The sequence below is a fragment of the Amycolatopsis sp. CA-230715 genome (assembly GCF_018736145.1).
Taxonomy (GTDB): domain Bacteria; phylum Actinomycetota; class Actinomycetes; order Mycobacteriales; family Pseudonocardiaceae; genus Amycolatopsis.
Genome location: NZ_CP059997.1, coordinates 5,154,983 through 5,171,447, shown reverse-complemented (window position 1 = coordinate 5,171,447; position 16,465 = coordinate 5,154,983). Strand labels below are relative to the sequence as shown.

At 69.5% G+C, this 16,465-nt stretch carries 18 protein-coding genes; 8 read left to right on the top strand and 10 right to left on the bottom strand.

The features are described from left to right. Window positions 1–34 precede the first annotated feature (34 nt). The 7 genes from HUW46_RS24895 to HUW46_RS24865 all read left to right on the top strand — a co-directional run bounded on the left by HUW46_RS24895 (window position 35) and on the right by HUW46_RS24865 (window position 6,187). Window positions 35–682, top strand: a complete 648-nt coding sequence (locus HUW46_RS24895) for an IspD/TarI family cytidylyltransferase (protein ID WP_215549565.1) — start codon at window positions 35–37, stop codon at window positions 680–682. Next, window positions 679–1,155, top strand: a complete 477-nt coding sequence (gene ispF / locus HUW46_RS24890; RefSeq protein ID WP_215549564.1) for a 2-C-methyl-D-erythritol 2,4-cyclodiphosphate synthase — start codon at window positions 679–681, stop codon at window positions 1,153–1,155. Before HUW46_RS24895 ends, ispF begins: the two co-directional genes overlap by 4 nt. Continuing rightward, window positions 1,152–1,547: a PPOX class F420-dependent oxidoreductase gene (locus HUW46_RS24885; RefSeq protein WP_215549563.1), complete on the top strand. Its 396-nt coding sequence runs from the start codon at window positions 1,152–1,154 to the stop codon at window positions 1,545–1,547. The genes ispF and HUW46_RS24885 overlap by 4 nt, the downstream gene beginning before the upstream one ends. A 25-nt stretch (window positions 1,548–1,572) precedes the next feature. Continuing rightward, entirely contained in the window at window positions 1,573–2,259 is a 687-nt protein-coding gene (locus tag HUW46_RS24880; protein ID WP_215549562.1) for an HAD family hydrolase, read from the top strand. Between the two features lie 49 nt (window positions 2,260–2,308). Continuing rightward, window positions 2,309–3,703, top strand: a complete 1,395-nt coding sequence (gene cysS / locus HUW46_RS24875; RefSeq protein ID WP_215549561.1) for a cysteine--tRNA ligase — start codon at window positions 2,309–2,311, stop codon at window positions 3,701–3,703. An 18-nt stretch (window positions 3,704–3,721) separates the two neighbouring features. Beyond that, complete coding sequence (gene rlmB / locus HUW46_RS24870; RefSeq protein WP_215549560.1) at window positions 3,722–4,681, top strand: 23S rRNA (guanosine(2251)-2'-O)-methyltransferase RlmB; 960 nt, start codon at window positions 3,722–3,724, stop codon at window positions 4,679–4,681. A gap of 72 nt (window positions 4,682–4,753) precedes the next feature. Beyond that, entirely contained in the window at window positions 4,754–6,187 is a 1,434-nt protein-coding gene (locus HUW46_RS24865; RefSeq protein ID WP_215549559.1) for an MBOAT family O-acyltransferase, read from the top strand. Window positions 6,188–6,345: 158 nt separating this feature from the next. Here HUW46_RS24865 and HUW46_RS24860 read toward each other — a convergent pair whose 3' ends face one another. From HUW46_RS24860 to HUW46_RS24850, 3 genes are all read right to left on the bottom strand, one after another. After that, the gene (locus tag HUW46_RS24860) at window positions 6,346–6,816 is read right to left on the bottom strand and encodes a hypothetical protein (RefSeq protein WP_215549558.1); all 471 of its coding nucleotides are present in this window, start codon (window positions 6,814–6,816) and stop codon (window positions 6,346–6,348) included. A gap of 95 nt (window positions 6,817–6,911) precedes the next feature. Further along, window positions 6,912–7,559, bottom strand: a complete 648-nt coding sequence (locus HUW46_RS24855) for a response regulator transcription factor (RefSeq protein WP_215549557.1) — start codon at window positions 7,557–7,559, stop codon at window positions 6,912–6,914. Then, complete coding sequence (locus tag HUW46_RS24850; RefSeq protein WP_215549556.1) at window positions 7,511–8,719, bottom strand: sensor histidine kinase; 1,209 nt, start codon at window positions 8,717–8,719, stop codon at window positions 7,511–7,513. Before HUW46_RS24850 ends, HUW46_RS24855 begins: the two co-directional genes overlap by 49 nt. 148 nt (window positions 8,720–8,867) lie before the next feature. On the opposite strand from HUW46_RS24850, the gene HUW46_RS24845 reads away from it, so the two are divergent. Next, window positions 8,868–9,608: a class I SAM-dependent methyltransferase gene (locus tag HUW46_RS24845; protein WP_215549555.1), complete on the top strand. Its 741-nt coding sequence runs from the start codon at window positions 8,868–8,870 to the stop codon at window positions 9,606–9,608. Between the two features lie 32 nt (window positions 9,609–9,640). On the opposite strand, the gene HUW46_RS24840 is transcribed toward HUW46_RS24845, so the two are convergent. Genes HUW46_RS24840 through HUW46_RS24810 form a run of 7 tightly spaced genes read right to left on the bottom strand, consistent with a single transcriptional unit; the run spans window position 9,641 to window position 16,373 of the window. Then, window positions 9,641–10,405, bottom strand: a complete 765-nt coding sequence (locus tag HUW46_RS24840; protein ID WP_254126538.1) for an SDR family oxidoreductase — start codon at window positions 10,403–10,405, stop codon at window positions 9,641–9,643. Further along, entirely contained in the window at window positions 10,402–11,055 is a 654-nt protein-coding gene (locus HUW46_RS24835) for a class II aldolase/adducin family protein (protein WP_215549553.1), read from the bottom strand. The genes HUW46_RS24840 and HUW46_RS24835 overlap by 4 nt, the downstream gene beginning before the upstream one ends. Next, entirely contained in the window at window positions 11,056–12,504 is a 1,449-nt protein-coding gene (locus tag HUW46_RS24830; RefSeq protein WP_215549552.1) for an FGGY-family carbohydrate kinase, read from the bottom strand. It lies immediately after the preceding gene. Then, window positions 12,501–13,517 (bottom strand): 2-hydroxyacid dehydrogenase, encoded by a 1,017-nt coding sequence (locus HUW46_RS24825; RefSeq protein WP_215549551.1) that lies wholly within the window; start codon window positions 13,515–13,517, stop codon window positions 12,501–12,503. Before HUW46_RS24825 ends, HUW46_RS24830 begins: the two co-directional genes overlap by 4 nt. A gap of 17 nt (window positions 13,518–13,534) precedes the next feature. Further along, the gene (locus HUW46_RS24820; RefSeq protein ID WP_215549550.1) at window positions 13,535–13,999 is read right to left on the bottom strand and encodes a ribose-5-phosphate isomerase; all 465 of its coding nucleotides are present in this window, start codon (window positions 13,997–13,999) and stop codon (window positions 13,535–13,537) included. After that, the gene (locus HUW46_RS24815; protein ID WP_215549549.1) at window positions 13,999–15,693 is read right to left on the bottom strand and encodes a dihydroxyacetone kinase family protein; all 1,695 of its coding nucleotides are present in this window, start codon (window positions 15,691–15,693) and stop codon (window positions 13,999–14,001) included. The genes HUW46_RS24820 and HUW46_RS24815 overlap by 1 nt, the downstream gene beginning before the upstream one ends. Then, on the bottom strand, window positions 15,690–16,373 hold the full coding sequence (locus HUW46_RS24810; RefSeq protein ID WP_215550089.1) for an HAD family hydrolase: 684 nt from the start codon (window positions 16,371–16,373) through the stop codon (window positions 15,690–15,692). The genes HUW46_RS24815 and HUW46_RS24810 overlap by 4 nt, the downstream gene beginning before the upstream one ends. Window positions 16,374–16,465: the final 92 nt, after the last annotated feature.

Sequence of the window (16,465 nt, the reverse complement as noted above, 5' to 3'; positions counted from 1 at the left end):
ACAGTACGTATTCAGCCGGACACGATCGCGCCTGATGACCGAGTCGAGTGTGGTCGCCCTCGTGCCGACCGACGGTTCCGAGGATCCCGGCGTACTGACCCCCGTCAAGGGTGAGCCACTGCTGACGCGCGCCGTGCGCGGGCTGCTCGATTCCCAGTGCGTGGATCTGGTGATCGTGACCGCCCCCGCGCGGCGCGTTGGTGCCTACGAAAACGCCCTTCCTTTCCCGGAAGGGCCCTCTCGAAAACGCTATTGCCTCGTACTCGAGGACCTTCCCGGTGTTTCGCCATTGCGGCGCGCATTCGACGCGCGGCCGGAAGAATCGGCGATCGTGCTCGTCCACGACGCCAAGCGCGCGTTGACCCCGCCCTCGCTCGTGACCGCGGTCGTCGAGGCGGTACGGGCGGGCGCGCGGGCCGCCGTCCCCGCCGCCGCGGTGACCGACACGGTCAAGATCGTCGAAGACGGCGTGCTCACGGCCACCGAGGACCGCGCGTACCTGCGGGCGATCCAGTCACCCCAGGGCTACGCCGCGGAAGCACTCCGCGCGGTCGTGGACACCCCGGATCCACTCGCGGCGTTCGGCGATTCCGTGCGCCTCGTCGAGGGGCATCCGAACGCACTCGAAGTCATCTCGGCGTTCGATTTCGCGGTCGCCGAATCGCTACTGGAGAGCTTGTGAGAATCGGCACCGGCGTCGACGTCCATCCCCTCGAAGACGGCCGGGAATGCTGGATCGCGGGCCTGCGCTGGGACGGCGTGCCCGGGTGCGCCGGGCATTCCGACGGCGACGTCGCGTCGCACGCGCTGTGCGACGCGATGCTGGCCGCCGCCGGTCTCGGCGATCTCGGCGCGGTCTTCGGCACCGGCGACCCGCGCTGGTCCGGCGCGCACGGCCCCGAGCTGCTCGCCGAGGTCCGGCGTCGGATCACCGAGGCGGGATTCTCCCTGGGCAATGCGTCCGTGCAGGTCATCGGCAACGCGCCCCGCATCGGCACCCGGCGGGAGGAAGCGCAGCGCGTGCTGGGCGAGGCCGCGGGCGGGCCGGTGAGCGTCGCGGGCACCACCACCGACGGGCTCGGCCTCACCGGGCGGGGTGAAGGCGTCGCCGCCATCGCGACCGCACTGCTCGTGCCGCTAAGTTCGGCGTCATGACTGCCACCTTCAACCAGAAGACCCGCGCCCTGTTCGACGGCAAGAACTACGCGACGATCGCCACCACCAACCCCGACGGCCAGCCCCAGTCCTCGGTCGTGTGGGTCAAGCGCGACGGCGACACCATCCTGTTCTCCACCACGCGCGGTAGGCGCAAGGAACGCAACCTCGCCCGCGACCCGCGCGTGTCCGTCTCGATCTTCGAGACCGAGAACCCGTACAACTACGTCGAGGTCCGGGGTCGCGCGGAGATCACCGAGACCGGCGGCCGCGCGCTCATCGACGAGTTGTCGAACAAGTACGGCGGCAACGACTACCCCGCGGAGCCCGCCGACGTCGTGCGCGTGATCGTGCGCGTAATCCCCGAGAAGATCACAGGTTTCTCCGCCTGAGGATGATCGTCGGTACTGTGGTGCCGTGACGATCCGGGCTGTGTTGTTCGACTTTTCCGGCACCGTGTTCCGCCTTGAGCAGGACGAGACCTGGCTGGCCGAGCTGACCGGCGACGAAGGCGATCCGCTCGACCTCGAAGCCCAGGCCGAGCTGATGCGGCGCATGACCGCCCCGGTCGGCCAGGTCGTCCAGCTCGACGCCGAGTACCAGCACGCGTGGGAGAACCGGGATCTCGACCCCGGCCTGCACGAAAAGGTCTACCTCGAAGTGCTCCGGCAATCCGGCGTCCCGAACGCCGAACAGGCGAAGGCGCTGTACGCGCGGCTGTGCGATCCGGCGGAGTGGACGCCGTACCCGGACACCGAGGCGGCGCTCAAGGGCTCGGCCGAGCGCGGGCTCGCGGTCGGGATCCTGAGCAACATCGCGTTCGACATCCGTCCCGCGTTCACCGCGCGCGGCCTCGACGCCCACGTCGACCAGTTCGTCCTGTCGTTCGAGGTCGGCGCGCAGAAACCGGACCCGCGGATCTTCGAGGTCGCGGTCGAGCGGCTCGGCGTCCCGGCCGCGGACACCCTGATGATCGGCGACAGCGAGGAGGCCGACGGCGGTGCGCGGGCGCTCGGCTGCCGGTTCGCGCTGGTCGACCCGCTGCCGACGACCGAACGCCCCGACGCGCTGCTGACCGCGCTCCGGGAGCACGGCGTTCTGTAGGCGACAGCGGCGTTCTGCAGGCAGAACGCACCCCGGTACCATTTCGGGCGTGCCCTTACACCTGTTCGACACCGCGACCCGAAGCGTGCGGGAGTTCCACCCCGCCCGGAGCGGAACGGCGTCGATGTACGTGTGTGGGGCGACCGTGCAGGGCGTGCCGCACATCGGGCACGTCAGGGGTGCGCTGAACTACGACGTGCTCCGCCGCTGGCTCGTCCACAGTGGACTGGACGTGCTGCTGGTCAGGAACGTCACCGACATCGACGACAAGATCCTGGCCAAGGCCACCGACGCGGGCAGGCCGTGGTGGGAATGGGCGGCCACGCACGAGCGCGCGTTCGAGTCGGCGTACGAAACGCTCGGCTGCCTGCCGCCGTCGATCGCGCCGCGCGCCACCGGGCACGTCACGCAGATGATCGAGCTGATGCAGCGCCTGATCGACAGCGGGCACGCCTACGCGGCGGGCGGTGACGTCTACTTCTCGGTGAAGTCGTTCGACGGGTACGGCGCGCTGTCCGGGCAGAAGCTCGACGACGTCCAGCAGGGCGAGTCGCTGGCGGAGGGCAAGCGGGACGCGCGCGATTTCACCCTGTGGAAGGCCGCCAAACCCGGCGAGCCCTCGTGGCCGACGCTGTGGGGTCTTGGCAGGCCGGGCTGGCATCTCGAATGCTCCGCGATGGCGACCAGTTACCTCGGGCCGGAGTTCGACATCCACGGCGGCGGTGTCGATCTGGTGTTCCCTCACCACGAGAACGAGCGCGCGCAGTCGAACGCGGCCGGTGACGGGTTCGCCCGGTTCTGGCTGCACAACGCGTGGGTGACGCTGTCCGGCGAGAAGATGTCGAAATCGCTCGGCAACACCGTCTCGATCCCGGCGATGCTGGAGAACTACCGCGCGGTGGAGCTGCGCGCGTACCTGATCCAGCCGCACTACCGGTCCACCATCGAGTATTCGGACGGCGCGCTCGCCGAAGCCGCGCAGGGCTACCAGCGCCTCGAAGGCTTCCTCCGCCGCGTCGCCGCCGCCGTCGGGGAAGTCCACATCGGACAGATCAAACCGGAGTTCGCGGCCGCGCTCGACGACGACCTCGCCACCCCGCAGGCGTTCGCCGTGATGCACAACACCGTCCGCGAGGGCAACACCGCGCTCGATTCGGGCGATGAAAAGGGGGCGCTCGAGCTGGCGGCTTCGGTGCGCGCGATGACCGATGTGCTCGGGCTCGACCCGCTTTCCCCAGCGTGGGCGGACAATTCGGGTGCCGAGACACCCGCTCGCCAAGCCCTCGCCGACCTGGTGGCGGGGCTGCTCGAAGAGCGCCAGAAGGCGCGCGCCGAGAAGGACTTCGCCAGGGCGGACGCCGCCCGCGACAGCCTGGCCAACGCGGGCATCGCGGTGGAGGACACCCCCAACGGTCCGGTGTGGACGCTCAAGGACCACGACTAGCAGTCAGGACGCTCAACCATGGCAGGCAACTCCCGGCGACAGGGCGCGATCCGCAAGCCCGGCACGAAGAAGGGCCAGGTCGTCGGCTCCGGCGGCCAGCGGCGCAAGGGGCTCGAAGGCAAGGGCCCCACGCCGCGAGCGGAGATGCGCCCCGGCCATCCCGCACAGCGCAAGGCGGCCGCGGCCGCCCGCGCCGCGGACAAGAAGAACAAGAAGAAGGCCGACAGCCCCGAGCTGATCGCGGGCCGGAACCCGGTGGTCGAGGCGCTGCGCGCCGACGTGCCCGCGACGGCGTTGTACGTCGCGATCAACGTCGACGCCGACGACCGCGTGACCGAGGCCGTCCGCATCGCCGCGGACAAGGGCATCTCCATTCTGGAGATCCCGCGCGAGGAGCTGGACCGCAAGACGAACCGTGCCATGCACCAGGGCCTCGGCCTGCAGGTTCCGCCGTTCGAGTACGCGCATCCCGACGACCTGATGCGGGTGGCCGCCGAATCCGGCACCGCGCCGCTGCTCGTCGCGCTCGACGGCGTGACCGACCCCCGCAACCTCGGCGCGGTGATCCGGTCCGCGGCCGCGTTCGGCGCGCACGGCGTGCTGCTGCCGGAGCGCCGCAGCGCCGGGATGACCGCCGTCGCGTGGCGGACCAGCGCGGGCACCGCGGCGAAGCTGCCCGTGGCGATGGCCACCAACCTCACCCGCCAGCTCAAGGCGTGGGCGGCGGAAGGCCTGATGATCGTCGGCCTCGACGCGGACGGTTCCGTCGACATCGACTCCCTCGACCTGGCCACCGACCCGCTGGTCATCGTGCTCGGCTCGGAGGGGCGCGGCCTGTCGAGGCTCGTCCGCGAAACCTGCGACGCCACGGTCTCGATCCCGATGTCGGCCGGTGTCGAATCGCTGAACGCCTCGGTGGCGGCCGGTGTGCTGCTCGCCGAGGTCGCCAGGCGGCGCCGCGCCGCCGGCCGGGTCTAGGAGTACCGGCCCGACCGGACCGCCGCCCGGGTTAGGGTCTGTTCGATCGGAACCCGGGGGGGCCAGCAAGCGATGTCGTTCATCTCGCCACTGTTCCTGTGGTACTTCATGCCGGCGGTGCTGCTCGCCGTGCTGGTGTGCCCGCGGAGCTGGCGCAACGGCATCATCGCGATCGCGAGCCTGCTGTTCTACGCGATCGGCGCCGGCGCGTTCACGCTGCTCCTGCTGGCCTGCATGGTCGTCAACTTCCTGGCCGGGATGGCGCTCGAACCCAACGACTGGGACACCCGCCCCGGCCGCAAGCGCGGGCTGATCATCGGGGTCATCGCCGTCGACGTCGGCGTGCTGGTGATCTGGAAGTACGCCGGGTTCGCGACGCAGCAGATCGCCGCGTTCGCGCACCTGCTCGGCGGCGACTTCCCGATCACGCACCTCGCGCTGCCGATCGGGATCTCGTTCTACACCTTCCACCACATTTCCTACGTGGTCGACATCTACCGCGGCGAACGGCGCGCGCTGCGCAACCCGGTGTCGTTCGCGACGTATATTTCGATGTTCCCGCAGCTCGTCGCGGGCCCGATCGTGCGGTACCGCGAAATCGCCGATCAGCTCCCGCAGCACCGATCGCACCGGCTCGACGACATCGCCGCCGGATTCCCGCGGTTCGCGCTCGGGCTGTGCAAGAAGACGATCATCGCCGACACGCTGGCGCCGATGGTCGACGCCTGTTTCGCGACGCCGTCGAACGAAATGACCTTCGGCGTCGCATGGCTCGGCGCCGTCGGCTACACGCTGCAGCTGTTCTTCGACTTCTCCGGTTACTCCGACATGGCGATCGGACTCGGCCGCATGCTCGGCTTCCGGCTGCCGGAGAACTTCGCGCGACCGTACTCGTCGATCACCATCACCGAGTTCTGGCGGCGCTGGCACATGTCGCTGTCGCGCTGGTTCCGGGACTACGTCTACATCCCGCTCGGCGGCAACCGGAACGGCGTCGGCAAGACCTACCGGAACCTGTGCATCGTGTTCGTGCTGACCGGTTTCTGGCACGGCGCGAACTGGACGTACCTGGTGTGGGGCCTCTACCACGGCGCGCTGCTGATCATCGAACGCGCCTTCGGCCACGACCAGAACCCGGCGGGCCAGTACGCCCGCGTCGCCCGGCGCGCGCTCACCCTGGTCCTGGTCGTGTTCGGCTGGGTGATCTTCAAGTCGGCGGATCTGCCGCACGCGCTCGCGATGATCGGGCACATGCTGCTGCCGGACTTCTCCGGGCTGACCGACGTCGTCGACGCGGCACTGACCAACCAGCGCCTGGTGTTCCTCCTCGCCGCACTGGTCGTGGTTTTCCTGCCCGCGCACCCAGTGACCGGTCCGATGCTGGAATCCTCGCGCTCGCGGCAGGCGAACGGGCTGCGGATCGGCGTGATGACGGCGGGTTTGCTCTACGCCGCGATTTTGATCGCGAACGGCACCTTCAGCCCATTCCTGTATTACCAGTTCTAGCTCTAACGGCGATCCGCTCTACACCCGCGACAGGGCTCAAACCAACGGACAGTCCTGTACTGAAGGTGCTGAAGTCGCGCACCACTCCCCAAGCCTTTGCAACATTTCCGCCAAGTTCCAACCAGCACGCTAAAAAACAGAGGGCCGATCGCGCTTATTCATGGGCGCCGATTGGCGGGAAAGCGTTTGAACAGATAGTAGCCCACAGTTCTTCCTTTGATCGCGACGTTCTGTCCTGAAGACATGAACTTGTCACGACTTTCCTTTCCCTGCTCGACGAACACGAACGATCCGTTGACCAGATCCCAGCCTTCCCGGCACACCGAGTTGAGGACATCCACGGGGTCGGTCGTACTCTGGGTCGTGGTGCCGCCCACCATCATGATGATCACGGCTTGCTGGTTCATCACGTCCATCGAGTACTGGAACACATGGTCTTTCCTGGCGAATGCGGCGCGTGCACGACCCGCGGGCGACATTTCGAAATCCCGGCGCTCTTGCGCGATTCGTTCGCGCTCTTTCTGTTCTTCAGCCGCACGTTTCCGCGCCTCAGCCTGACGTTGCAGAGAAGCCTGGCGTTCCGCCTCGGCTTTCAGCTCTTCCGCCGTCTTCTTCTTGAGCAATGACATCGCGCCTCCAGCTATCGGCCTGTCTTGCGGACAGTCGGAGCCGGACGGTTTCGAGTTACGTCTTGCCAGGTTTCAGTTGGGAAACGGCATGGTGTTCAACGCCCGTGAAGGTAGGCAAGCACGGCGAGAACCCGGCGGTTCGTGTCTGTGCCCGCTTCGATCCTGAGTTTGCCGAAGAGGCTCGTCGTGTGCTTGCTGATCGCGCCTTCGCTCAGTGAGAGGCGTTGTGCGATCGCGGTGTTCGACAGGCCTTCCGCCATCAGGCCCAGCACTTCTCGTTCGCGCTCGGTCAGCGACGCGAGCGGGTCGTCGCGTTCGGGGTCGGCCAGCAGGGTCGCGATCACCTTCGGGTCCATCGCGGTGCCGCCTTCGGCGACCCTGCGCACGGCGTCCACGAACTGCTCGGCGTTGAACACGCGATCCTTCAGCAGGTACCCCACCGCCCCGGCCCCGTCCGCCAGCAGTTCGCGGGCATAAAGCTGTTCGACGTGTTGCGAGAGCACGAGCACGGGTAGCCCCGGCCGCTCCCGTCGCGCGGCCAGCGCCACCTTGAGCCCTTCGTCGGTGAACGTGGGTGGTAGCCGCACGTCGACGATGGCGAGGTCCGGGTTCTGCTCGGCGAGCGCGTTCGCGAGTTCAGGGCCGCTCGCGACGGCGGCGGCGATCTCGAAGCCGTGCTCCTCCAACAGGAAGATCATGCCTTCTCGGAGGAGGTACAGGTCCTCGGCGAGGACAACGCGCACGGAATCTCCATCGTCACCATGGTCGGACCGCCCGGCGGGCTGGTCAGCGTGAAAGTACCGTCGAAAGCGGCAAGTCGCCGTTCGATCCCGTGCAGGCCGGAACCCACCGCCACGTTCGCTCCTCCGCAGCCGTCGTCCATCACGACGATCCGCAGGCTCTCACCCGTGAACACCAGGTCGACCCACACCGTGCCCGCGCCCGCGTGCTTCGCGACGTTCGTGAGCACCTCGGCGATCGCGAAGTAGGCAGCGGACTCGACCGCGAGCGGCAGCCTCCCCGGCAGGTCTATCTGCGTTTCGCAGGCTAATCGTTGTTCGAGGACCAGCGCCCGGACCGCGTCACCGAGGCCCCGCTCGGACAGCACGGGCGGGAGGATCCCGCGGACGAGATCACGCAGTTCCCGCACCGCCAGCGCGGTGGACTCGCGAGCTTTGAGCAGCAACTCCTTGGCGCGATCCGGGTCACGGTCGAAGGCACGCTCCGCGGCGCCGATGGTCATCCCGACGCCGATCAACCTGGCCTGCGCGCCGTCGTGCAGATCCCGCTCGATCCGGCGCACCTCCCGCGCCTCCGATTCGAGGGCTTCGGACCTGGTCTCTTCGAGCTGGTGAACGCGCACGGTCGTCCTCGTCGGGAACAGCAGCACCCTGGTCCACTTCGCGTGCACCCGCACCAACGCGGGCGCGGTCACGACCCCCACCGTCGCCACCGCGAAACAGGCCGCCACCAACAGCGCACGCGACCCCGGGTCAGCGATCCCGAACCACCAGCCGCTCACCGGGATCACCGCACCGGCCACGGCCACCGGGGTCAGCACGGCCGGCAGGAGGATGATCCCGCCGACGAGTGGTTCGAGCAGCATCCACGCGGCGTCCCGGTAGGTCGCGGGATCGCTGATGAGCCACTTCCACAACACACGGAATCCCGCCGATTCGCGCAGCTGCCGGTACGGCCGGTCGATGCGCACCGCAGACCAGGAACCGAACCGGCGCGTGAGATCCGGCCACCACCGCGTCGTCAGGATTGCCGGGATCCCGAGCAACGGCCCGGTGAGCAGAACGCACAACACCGCCACCAGCAGCAGCACGAGCCCGACGACCGCCAGCACGAACTGCGCGGCGGCGCGGACCACGGCCAGCGGATACAGCCAGACGGTCATGGCACCCTCCCCGGTTCGCTCCCCACTCTGGCGATGCCGGGCCCGCGGCGCATTGATCCCTGCCCCACACCACGGTGGGTCCAGACCCACCTTCGGTCGGCGCGGCAATTCGATCGCGCGGTCGCCGCGACGCTGACACGGTGGGACGATGGTCGACCACGCCTTCTCCGACGCCGAACTCGCCGAAGTCTACGACTCGCTCCATCCCGCACACAGCCGTGCTGACCTGGGCTTCTACCTGCCGCTCGTGCTGGAGGCGAGTGCGGTGCTCGACGTCGGCTGTGGCACTGGCGCGCTCCTGCACCGGGCGCGCGAGGCCGGGCACTCCGGACGGCTGTGCGGGCTCGACCCCGCTGACGGCATGCTCGCGCGGGCGCGGAACCGCACCGACATCGAGTGGGCACCCGGCGATCTTTCCTCCGCGTCGTGGGAGCACGAGTTCGACCTGGTGGTCATGACGGGGCACGCCCTGCAGGTATTCCTGACCGATCGGGACCTGGCGGACGCGCTGACGACGATCCGCCGCGTCCTGATCTCGGGAGGACGTTTTGCCTGCGAAACGCGCAATCCCGCCGCGCGGGCCTGGGAGGGGTGGGTTCCGGGGAACGCGGTCGAGGTGGGCATCGCCGACGGGGCCACCGTGCGCGTGGCTCACCAGGTTCAGGCTCCCGTAGACGGCGACTTGGTCCGGTTCACGACGACGTTCAGCTCGCCGAAATGGGCAGGACCCCGGCGCAGCGAAAGCACTTTGCGGTTCGTGGACGCCGATTCACTGGGCGACGCCTTGACCGGCGCGGGCCTGCTGGTCGAGGAGCAGTTCGGCGACTGGGATCGGGGACCGCTCACCGCCACGAGCCCGGAGATCATCACGATCGCCCGCGCGGTCTGACGACATTTAGCGGGCTAAATGTCGTCAGCCGCCTACATCTTCCAGCGGCGGAAACCGGCTTCGGCGTCGATCACGCGGCCGGTGATGGTGTTCGCGTCGGGGCTGAGGAGCAGGGCGACGACACCGGCGGCTTCGGCGGGGGAGTTCCAGCGGCCCCGCGGCAGGGCGCGACCGACGCTTCGGGCGAGTTCGTCGCTGGCCCAGCCGGTGTCGGTCGGGCCGGGGTTCACGCAGTTGACCGTGATGCCCTGCTCGATCAGCGCGTCGGAGAGGGTCAGCGTGAGCTGGTGGAGCGCTCCCTTGCTCGCGGCGTACGGGATTTCGCCTGCCATCGGCGCGAGGTGCTGGCCCGAGGTGAACAGCACGACCCGGCCCGGGGAAGCGGCGGGCCGATACTGAGCCGCAAACGCTTGCACCAGTAGCAAAGTCGCCCGGACGTTGACCGCCCAGACCAGGTCGAGTTCACCGGCGGTCACTTCGGGAAGCGCCGCTACGGAGCTACGAGCGTGGTTCACCACGAGCGTGTCGAGCGGCCCGAAAGCCGACACGGCTCGCCGCACGAGATCAGCGGGCGCTTCCGCCGATGCGAGGTCGGCGGACGCGTGCGCGAGCCGCGCGCCGCCATCGAGTTCGGCGAGCACTTCGTCGATCGGGTCCGCGCCCCACGGTTCGGTCTCGTCGTAGGGCGACCAAGACTGGGCGAAGACGCGGTGCCCGTCGCCGAGCAGGCGGCGCGCGATGGCGCATCCGATTCCCCGGCGCCTGCTGACACCGGTGACCAGTGCTGTTCGGGTCACTTCCGCTGGCCGTAGGACTTCAGCTTGTCCACCACCAGTTCGATCTCGGCCGGCGGCAACAGGTTCGGCACGCCCGCCGATCGGGCCAGCAGCCACAGCTGGCAGAGCCATTCGAGCTGCTGCGCCCGCGAGTAGGCAGCGCCGAGATCCTCGCCGAAGGTCACCGTCCCGTGGTTCGCCAGCAGACAGCCTCGACGGCCCTCGATCGCCTCCAGCATCGAAGCCGCCAGCTCGTCGGTACCGAACGTGGCGTACCGGGCGACCCGCGCCGACGGGCCGATCGTGGCGAGCATGTAGTGCACCGGCGGCACCTCGTCGACCACGGTGGACACCGCGGTGGCGTGCACCGAATGCGTGTGCACCACCGCGGACACCGGCGCGCCGTCCGGATCGGTGGCGTCCCGGTAGATGGCGAGGTGCATCGGCATCTCGCTGGTCGGTTTCAGCGCACCGTCCACAAGGGACCCGTCGAGGGACACCACCGGGATGTCCTCCGGGGTCAGGTCGGCGTAGTCGACGCCGCTCGGCGTCATCGCGACCAGTTCGTCGGCCCGTGCCGACACGTTCCCCGACGTGCCCACCACGAGCCCGTCCGAGGTCATCCGCCGCGCGTACTCGCAGACGGCCGCGCGCTCGTCGCCCAGCAGCACCTACAACCTCCACAGTCCGCGCGCCGCGGCGAGCGACGCCTGGTAGTCCGCGTACCCCTGCTGGTAGAACTCGGCGTTCTCCGGCACCACTTCGACAGTACGCGCATGGCGCGCCCATTCCGCTGCGTCGAACGGATCCCCGAGTGCCTCCGCGGCGACGAGAACGGCGCCGCGGGCACCGACGCCGGGATCGCTGGGGATCACGATCGGGGTGCCGAGCACGTCGGCGAAGATCTGGGTCCATTCGGCCGAGCGGACACCGCCACCGCAGGCGTACAACGTGCCGTCGAGACCGGCGGCCTCGAAGCAGTGCCTTGCCGTGTACGCGATCGATTCACACAGCGCCCGAACCACCTCGGCACGGCCGCTTTCCAAGCTCAGCCCGGAAAACTGCGCACGCGCGGACGCGTCGACGAACGGCGCGCGCTCACCCGAGTTCGACAGGAACGGCAGCGCGCGGACACCGCCCGCCCCGGGTTCACTCGACGCGAGCAGCGGCCCGATTTCCGCGACACCGATGCCGAGCAGCTTGCACGCCCAGTCGATGCTCGCCGTGCCAACCATCGCGGGCATGGCACGCAGGAACTCGCCCTCGGTCGGCGTGCACAGGAACATCCCGGCGGGCTCGCCTTCGCGGTCGAACTCCGGGCTGCGGGTGAGCACCTGGCACGCGAGCGTGGTTCCCGCGGTGAGGATCCCGTCACCGGGACGGCGCACGCCGGCGCCGATCGCGCTGGCGGGCAGGTCGAACGGGCCCGCGGTCACCGGCAGCCCCTCGGGAAGGCCGAGCAGCGCCGAGCCGTTCTTGTCCAGTCGGAACACGGTTTTCGGCGACGCCGGCTCGGCGAACAGCGAGCGCCGGTGCCCGAGCCCGCACGCCTCGATCGCGGCCTCGTCGTACCGGCGGGTGGCCGGGTCGAGGAAGGGCAGCGACGCGTCGGACACGTCGACCGTGACCTCGCCGGTGAGCCGTTGGACGACCGCGTCGACGCAGTAGCCCGCGACAGCCGCGCGGTCCAGCGACTCCGGCTCGGTTTTGTCCAAAAAGGACAGAATGGCGGCGGCGCAGCCGGGGAACATGCCCGATCCGGTGCGGCGGAACACTTCCCTGGTCACTCCGTCGGCCTGCCACTTGGCGAGCAGCGCGTTGGCCCTGCCGTCGAGCCAAGAGATGGCGGGGCGGACGGCGTTCCCCTCGGTGTCGCGCAACCACACGCCATCGCCCTGTCCGGTGAGCGCGAGCGCGGTGACTGGCCCGTCGAGCTGGCTCGCCACGTCACGCACCACGGTCGTGACGGTGTCCATCACCTGGTCGAGGTCCTGCTCGACCAGCCCGCCCGGCAGGTGGTGGACCTCGGACGGCGTGCACGCCTGTGCGATCGACACCCCCGCGGAGTCGAAGACGACCGCCTTCGTCAGCGAGGTCCCGATGTCGACGCCGATGATCATGGGTTCGCCACGTTCGCCAGCTGCTCGCCGCGGGCGTATCGGCCCACCTCGGCGGCGACGATCTGGGCAGCGCGTTCCGCCGTCTGACGGCTGGCGCCCGCGAGGTGCGGCGTGGCGATCACGTTCGGCGCGTCGCGCAGGGCCCAGTCCGCGGGTGGCGGCTCGACGTCGTACACGTCCAGCGCGAGCGCGCCGAGCCGCCCCGAACGCAGCAGATCCGGGAGCGGCGCGTAGTCGAGGAGGCCGCCGCGCGCGGAGTTCACCAGCACGGCACCGTGCGGCAGCAGGGCGAGCTTGTCCGCGTTGATCAGGTGCTTGGTCTGCTCGGTGAGCCTGGCGTGCAAGCTCACGACGAAGCTGCGGCGCATCAACTCGTCCAGCTCGACGAGTTCGGCACCGTCGGCGGCGATGCGCGCGGGGTCGGCGAACGGATCGGAAACCAGCACCTCGGCCCCGAACGCGTGCAGGACCTTGGAGACCTTCGCCCCGATCGCGCCGTACCCCACCAGGCCGACCGTCGTGCCGTCCAGCTCGACCCCGGTCTGCGCGTACGCGTAGTAGTCACCGCGCCAGGTACCCGCCAGCAGTTCGGCGGACGAGGTCGAGATGCGCCGCATCGCCGCGAGGATCATGCCGATCGCGAACTCGGCCGCGGCAGTCGCGTTGCGGCCCGGCGCGTAGGTGACGGTCACGCCCGCTTCGGTCGCGGCGGCGAGGTCGACGTTGACCGGCCCGCCGCGGCACACCGACACCAGCTTCAGCTCGGGTGCGGCCGCGAACACGGCCTTGGTGAACGGCGCCATCTGGGTCACCGCCACCTCGGCACCCGCGATCGCGTCGATCACCTGCTGCTCGGTGCCGCTGGCCTCGTGCACATTGGCCACCGGCCCGAACGGCTCGACCGGCCACCGCAGCGCGAGCTCGGCGAACTCCGCGCCGGGCACCTGCGCCGCCACCTCCTTCTTCAGCAGCTCGGTCCCGACGAATTCGTCTCCCGCAGCGAGTACCCGCACTCCAGTTCCTCTCTGAACTAGCTGGCCAAGTGAGTCTGTTCGTAGTCGGTGATGTGCGCGACCTTGGACGCGCTCGCGGACTCCGGGTCGAACGCGTACCCGAGCCATTCGGTCACGATCTTCTTCGCCAGCTCCGGCCCGATCACGCGAGCGCCGAAGGTGATGATCTGGCAGTTGTTGGACTTGACGGACCGTTCCGCCGAATACGAATCGTGCGCGACGGTCGCGCGGACGCCGGGCACCTTGTTCGCGGAGATCGCGACGCCGATCCCGGTTCCGCACACGAGCACGCCGCGATCGGCTTCGCCCCGCGCGATCTGTTCCGCCGCGGCGAGCCCGAGCACCGGGTACGCGCGGTCGTCCTCGGCGTCGGCGACACCGAGATCGGTCACCTCGGTGACCCGTTCGTCCGCCCGCAGCAGCTCGCGCACCTGGTTCTTGAGGTCCACTCCCGCATTGTCCGCGGCAACCACGATCCGCATCAGATCGAATCCTTTCCGAGTGCTTCGCCGATCGCCGTCACGATGAGCGCGAACGAAGTCGCGCCCGGATCGGCGTGCCCCTTGCTCCGCTCCGCGAGCCGGGCCGCCCTTCCCTTGGCAGGCATCAGGTTCGCGGTTTCCTGCGCGGCAGCCGTGGCCACCTTCGCGGCAGTGCGCCAGCCGTCGGCGACGCTCGCGCCCGCCGCCGCCTGCTCTCGCAGCGCGCCGCGGAACGGCTCGATCGCGTCGAGCATCGTCTTGTCGCCCGGCTCCGCCTTGCCCAGTTCGACGAAGGCACGCGCCGCGCCATCGACGGCATCAGCGAGCGCGGGAAGCGTGATGGGGCCCGGCAAACGCAGGCCCGCACCGGTTTCGGCCAGCAGTACGCCGTAGAGGGCGCCCGAAGCACCGCCGGATGCGTCCGCGAGCGCGGTGCCCGCGGCGAGCAAGGTCGCGGAAACCCCCTCGCCCGCGCGTTCGGCGGTGCGCGCGGCCGAGACCGCGGCGCGCATGCCGCGGGTGATCCCGAGACCGTGGTCACCGTCGGCAGCGACGGCGTCGAGCCTGCCGAGTTCCGCCTCGTTCGCCTCGACGCTCTCCAGCGCCGCGGTCAGCACCTTGTCCACGATTCCGTTGCCCGGCGCGATTTCCGCGAGCAGTTCATCCACTGTGGACTCGAGTTCGACCTGGCGCAGCGGCGCGCCGGTGCTCCGGTATCCGGGAGTGTCGCACGGCGCGGCGTACAGCTCGGCCAGTTCGTCGTCGAGCACCATCACCGACAGCGAAACGCCCGCCATGTCCAGCGAGGTGACGAACTCGCCCACCTCGGTGTGCAGCGGGCTGAGCCCGGCGGCGGCCAGCCGTTCGTGCACCCGCGTGTAGGTGACGAACATTTCCTCGTACTTGGTCCGGCCCAACCCGTTGAGCAGCACCACGATCCGGCCATCGCCCGCGGGCAGCTCGGGCAGCAGGCCGTCGACCAGCGCGTCGGCCAGTTCGGTTGCGGAGAGCCGCTCGACCGTGCGGACGCCGGGCTCTCCGTGGATACCGAGGCCGAGCTCCATCTCACCGTCGCCGACGGTGAACAACGGCTCCGGCGCCCCGGGCAGCGTGCAGCCCCCGAAGGCCACGCCGAACGTCCTGGTGGCCGCGTTCGCCTTCTCCGCCGCGGCGTGCACGGCCGCGAGATCGTCACCGCGTTCGGCTGCCGCGCCCGCGATCTTGAAGACCAGGAAGTCGCCCGCGACGCCGCGCCTGCGCTCCGGGCTCTCCGCCGGACCGCTCGCGATGTCGTCGGTGACCAGGATCGTGCGGCTCTCGATGCCTTCGGCGGCGAGCCTGCGCGCGGCGAGGCCGAAGTGCAGCACGTCGCCCTGGTAGTTGCCGTAACCGAAAAGCACGCCCGCGCCACCGTCCGCGGCGCGCGCGGTGCGGTAGACCTGCTCCGCGCTCGGGCTGGTGAACACGTCGCCCACCACGGCACCCGCGGCGAGCCCCGGCCCGACCAGACCGGCGAAAGCCGGGTAGTGCCCGCAACCGCCGCCGATGATCACGGCGACCTTCCCGGCACGCGGCGCCTCGCGGGCGACCACACCGTAGGCATCGGGCACCTTGCGCACCGTGCGGCCGTACGCGGTGACGAAGCCGTCCACCCAGTCGCGCTTGAAGGTCTCGGCCGTGCCCAACGTGGTCATGGGGCCACCTCCGCCGGTTCACCCGCCAGATAACCCAGGAGCTTGCGGCGAACGTCGTCGTTGTCACTGGCGACGGCGGCGGCCAGTTCCAAGGCGTCCGGCTTCGGCGGGTAGGTGGGGTTGGGCAGCGCGATCACGGTGAGGCCCGCGGCCGCGGCGGCCCTGATGCCGTTGCTGGAGTCCTCGACGCCGAGGCACTGCTCGCCACCGAAACCGAGGCGGGACGCGGCTTCGAGGTAGACGTCGGGACTCGGCTTGCCCCTCGCGACCTCGGCACTCGACACCGTGGCACCGAACTCGCCGGTGAGATCGTGCGTCGCCAGCACCGCGTCGATCACGCGGCGCGCCGCCGAGGACGCGAGCGCGACCGGGACCTTCGCACTGACCTCGCGCACCATCGCGCCCGCGCCGGGGAGCAGCGGGGCCTCGCCCGCCTCGATGGAAGCGATCATGCCGTCGACCACGGCGCGTTCGACCTCCTCCACGGTTTCGCTCGTGCCACTGCGTTCGGCGAGGTAGGCCGCCCATTCGGGCGCGCTCATGCCCTGCACCGTCGAGGTGTCCTCAGCCGTCCACTCGACCTGGTGCCTGGCCGCGTAAGCGACCCAGTTCTCTTCCCAGAGGTGTTCGCTCTCGACGAGGACCCCGTCCAGATCGAACACCACCGCGGCGAGCGCCATGACATCCCCTTTCACATCGTTGATGTTAAGTTAACATGGACGACGCGATATGTCAGCGGGTTCGTGAGAAGATTGGTCCGATTCAGGGAGGC

Coding starts and splice junctions, on each gene's coding strand:
- HUW46_RS24895 (WP_215549565.1), top strand. CDS start 35: ATGACCGAGTCGAGTGTGGTCGCCCTCGTGCCGACCGACGGTTCCGAG.
- HUW46_RS24885 (WP_215549563.1), top strand. CDS start 1,152: ATGACTGCCACCTTCAACCAGAAGACCCGCGCCCTGTTCGACGGCAAG.
- HUW46_RS24865 (WP_215549559.1), top strand. CDS start 4,754: ATGTCGTTCATCTCGCCACTGTTCCTGTGGTACTTCATGCCGGCGGTG.
- HUW46_RS24845 (WP_215549555.1), top strand. CDS start 8,868: ATGGTCGACCACGCCTTCTCCGACGCCGAACTCGCCGAAGTCTACGAC.
- HUW46_RS24830 (WP_215549552.1), bottom strand. CDS start 12,504: ATGATCATCGGCGTCGACATCGGGACCTCGCTGACGAAGGCGGTCGTC.
- HUW46_RS24860 (WP_215549558.1), bottom strand. CDS start 6,816: ATGTCATTGCTCAAGAAGAAGACGGCGGAAGAGCTGAAAGCCGAGGCG.
- HUW46_RS24820 (WP_215549550.1), bottom strand. CDS start 13,999: ATGCGGATCGTGGTTGCCGCGGACAATGCGGGAGTGGACCTCAAGAAC.
- HUW46_RS24850 (WP_215549556.1), bottom strand. CDS start 8,719: ATGACCGTCTGGCTGTATCCGCTGGCCGTGGTCCGCGCCGCCGCGCAG.
- HUW46_RS24810 (WP_215550089.1), bottom strand. CDS start 16,373: ATGGCGCTCGCCGCGGTGGTGTTCGATCTGGACGGGGTCCTCGTCGAG.
- HUW46_RS24815 (WP_215549549.1), bottom strand. CDS start 15,693: ATGACCACGTTGGGCACGGCCGAGACCTTCAAGCGCGACTGGGTGGAC.
- rlmB (WP_215549560.1), top strand. CDS start 3,722: ATGGCAGGCAACTCCCGGCGACAGGGCGCGATCCGCAAGCCCGGCACG.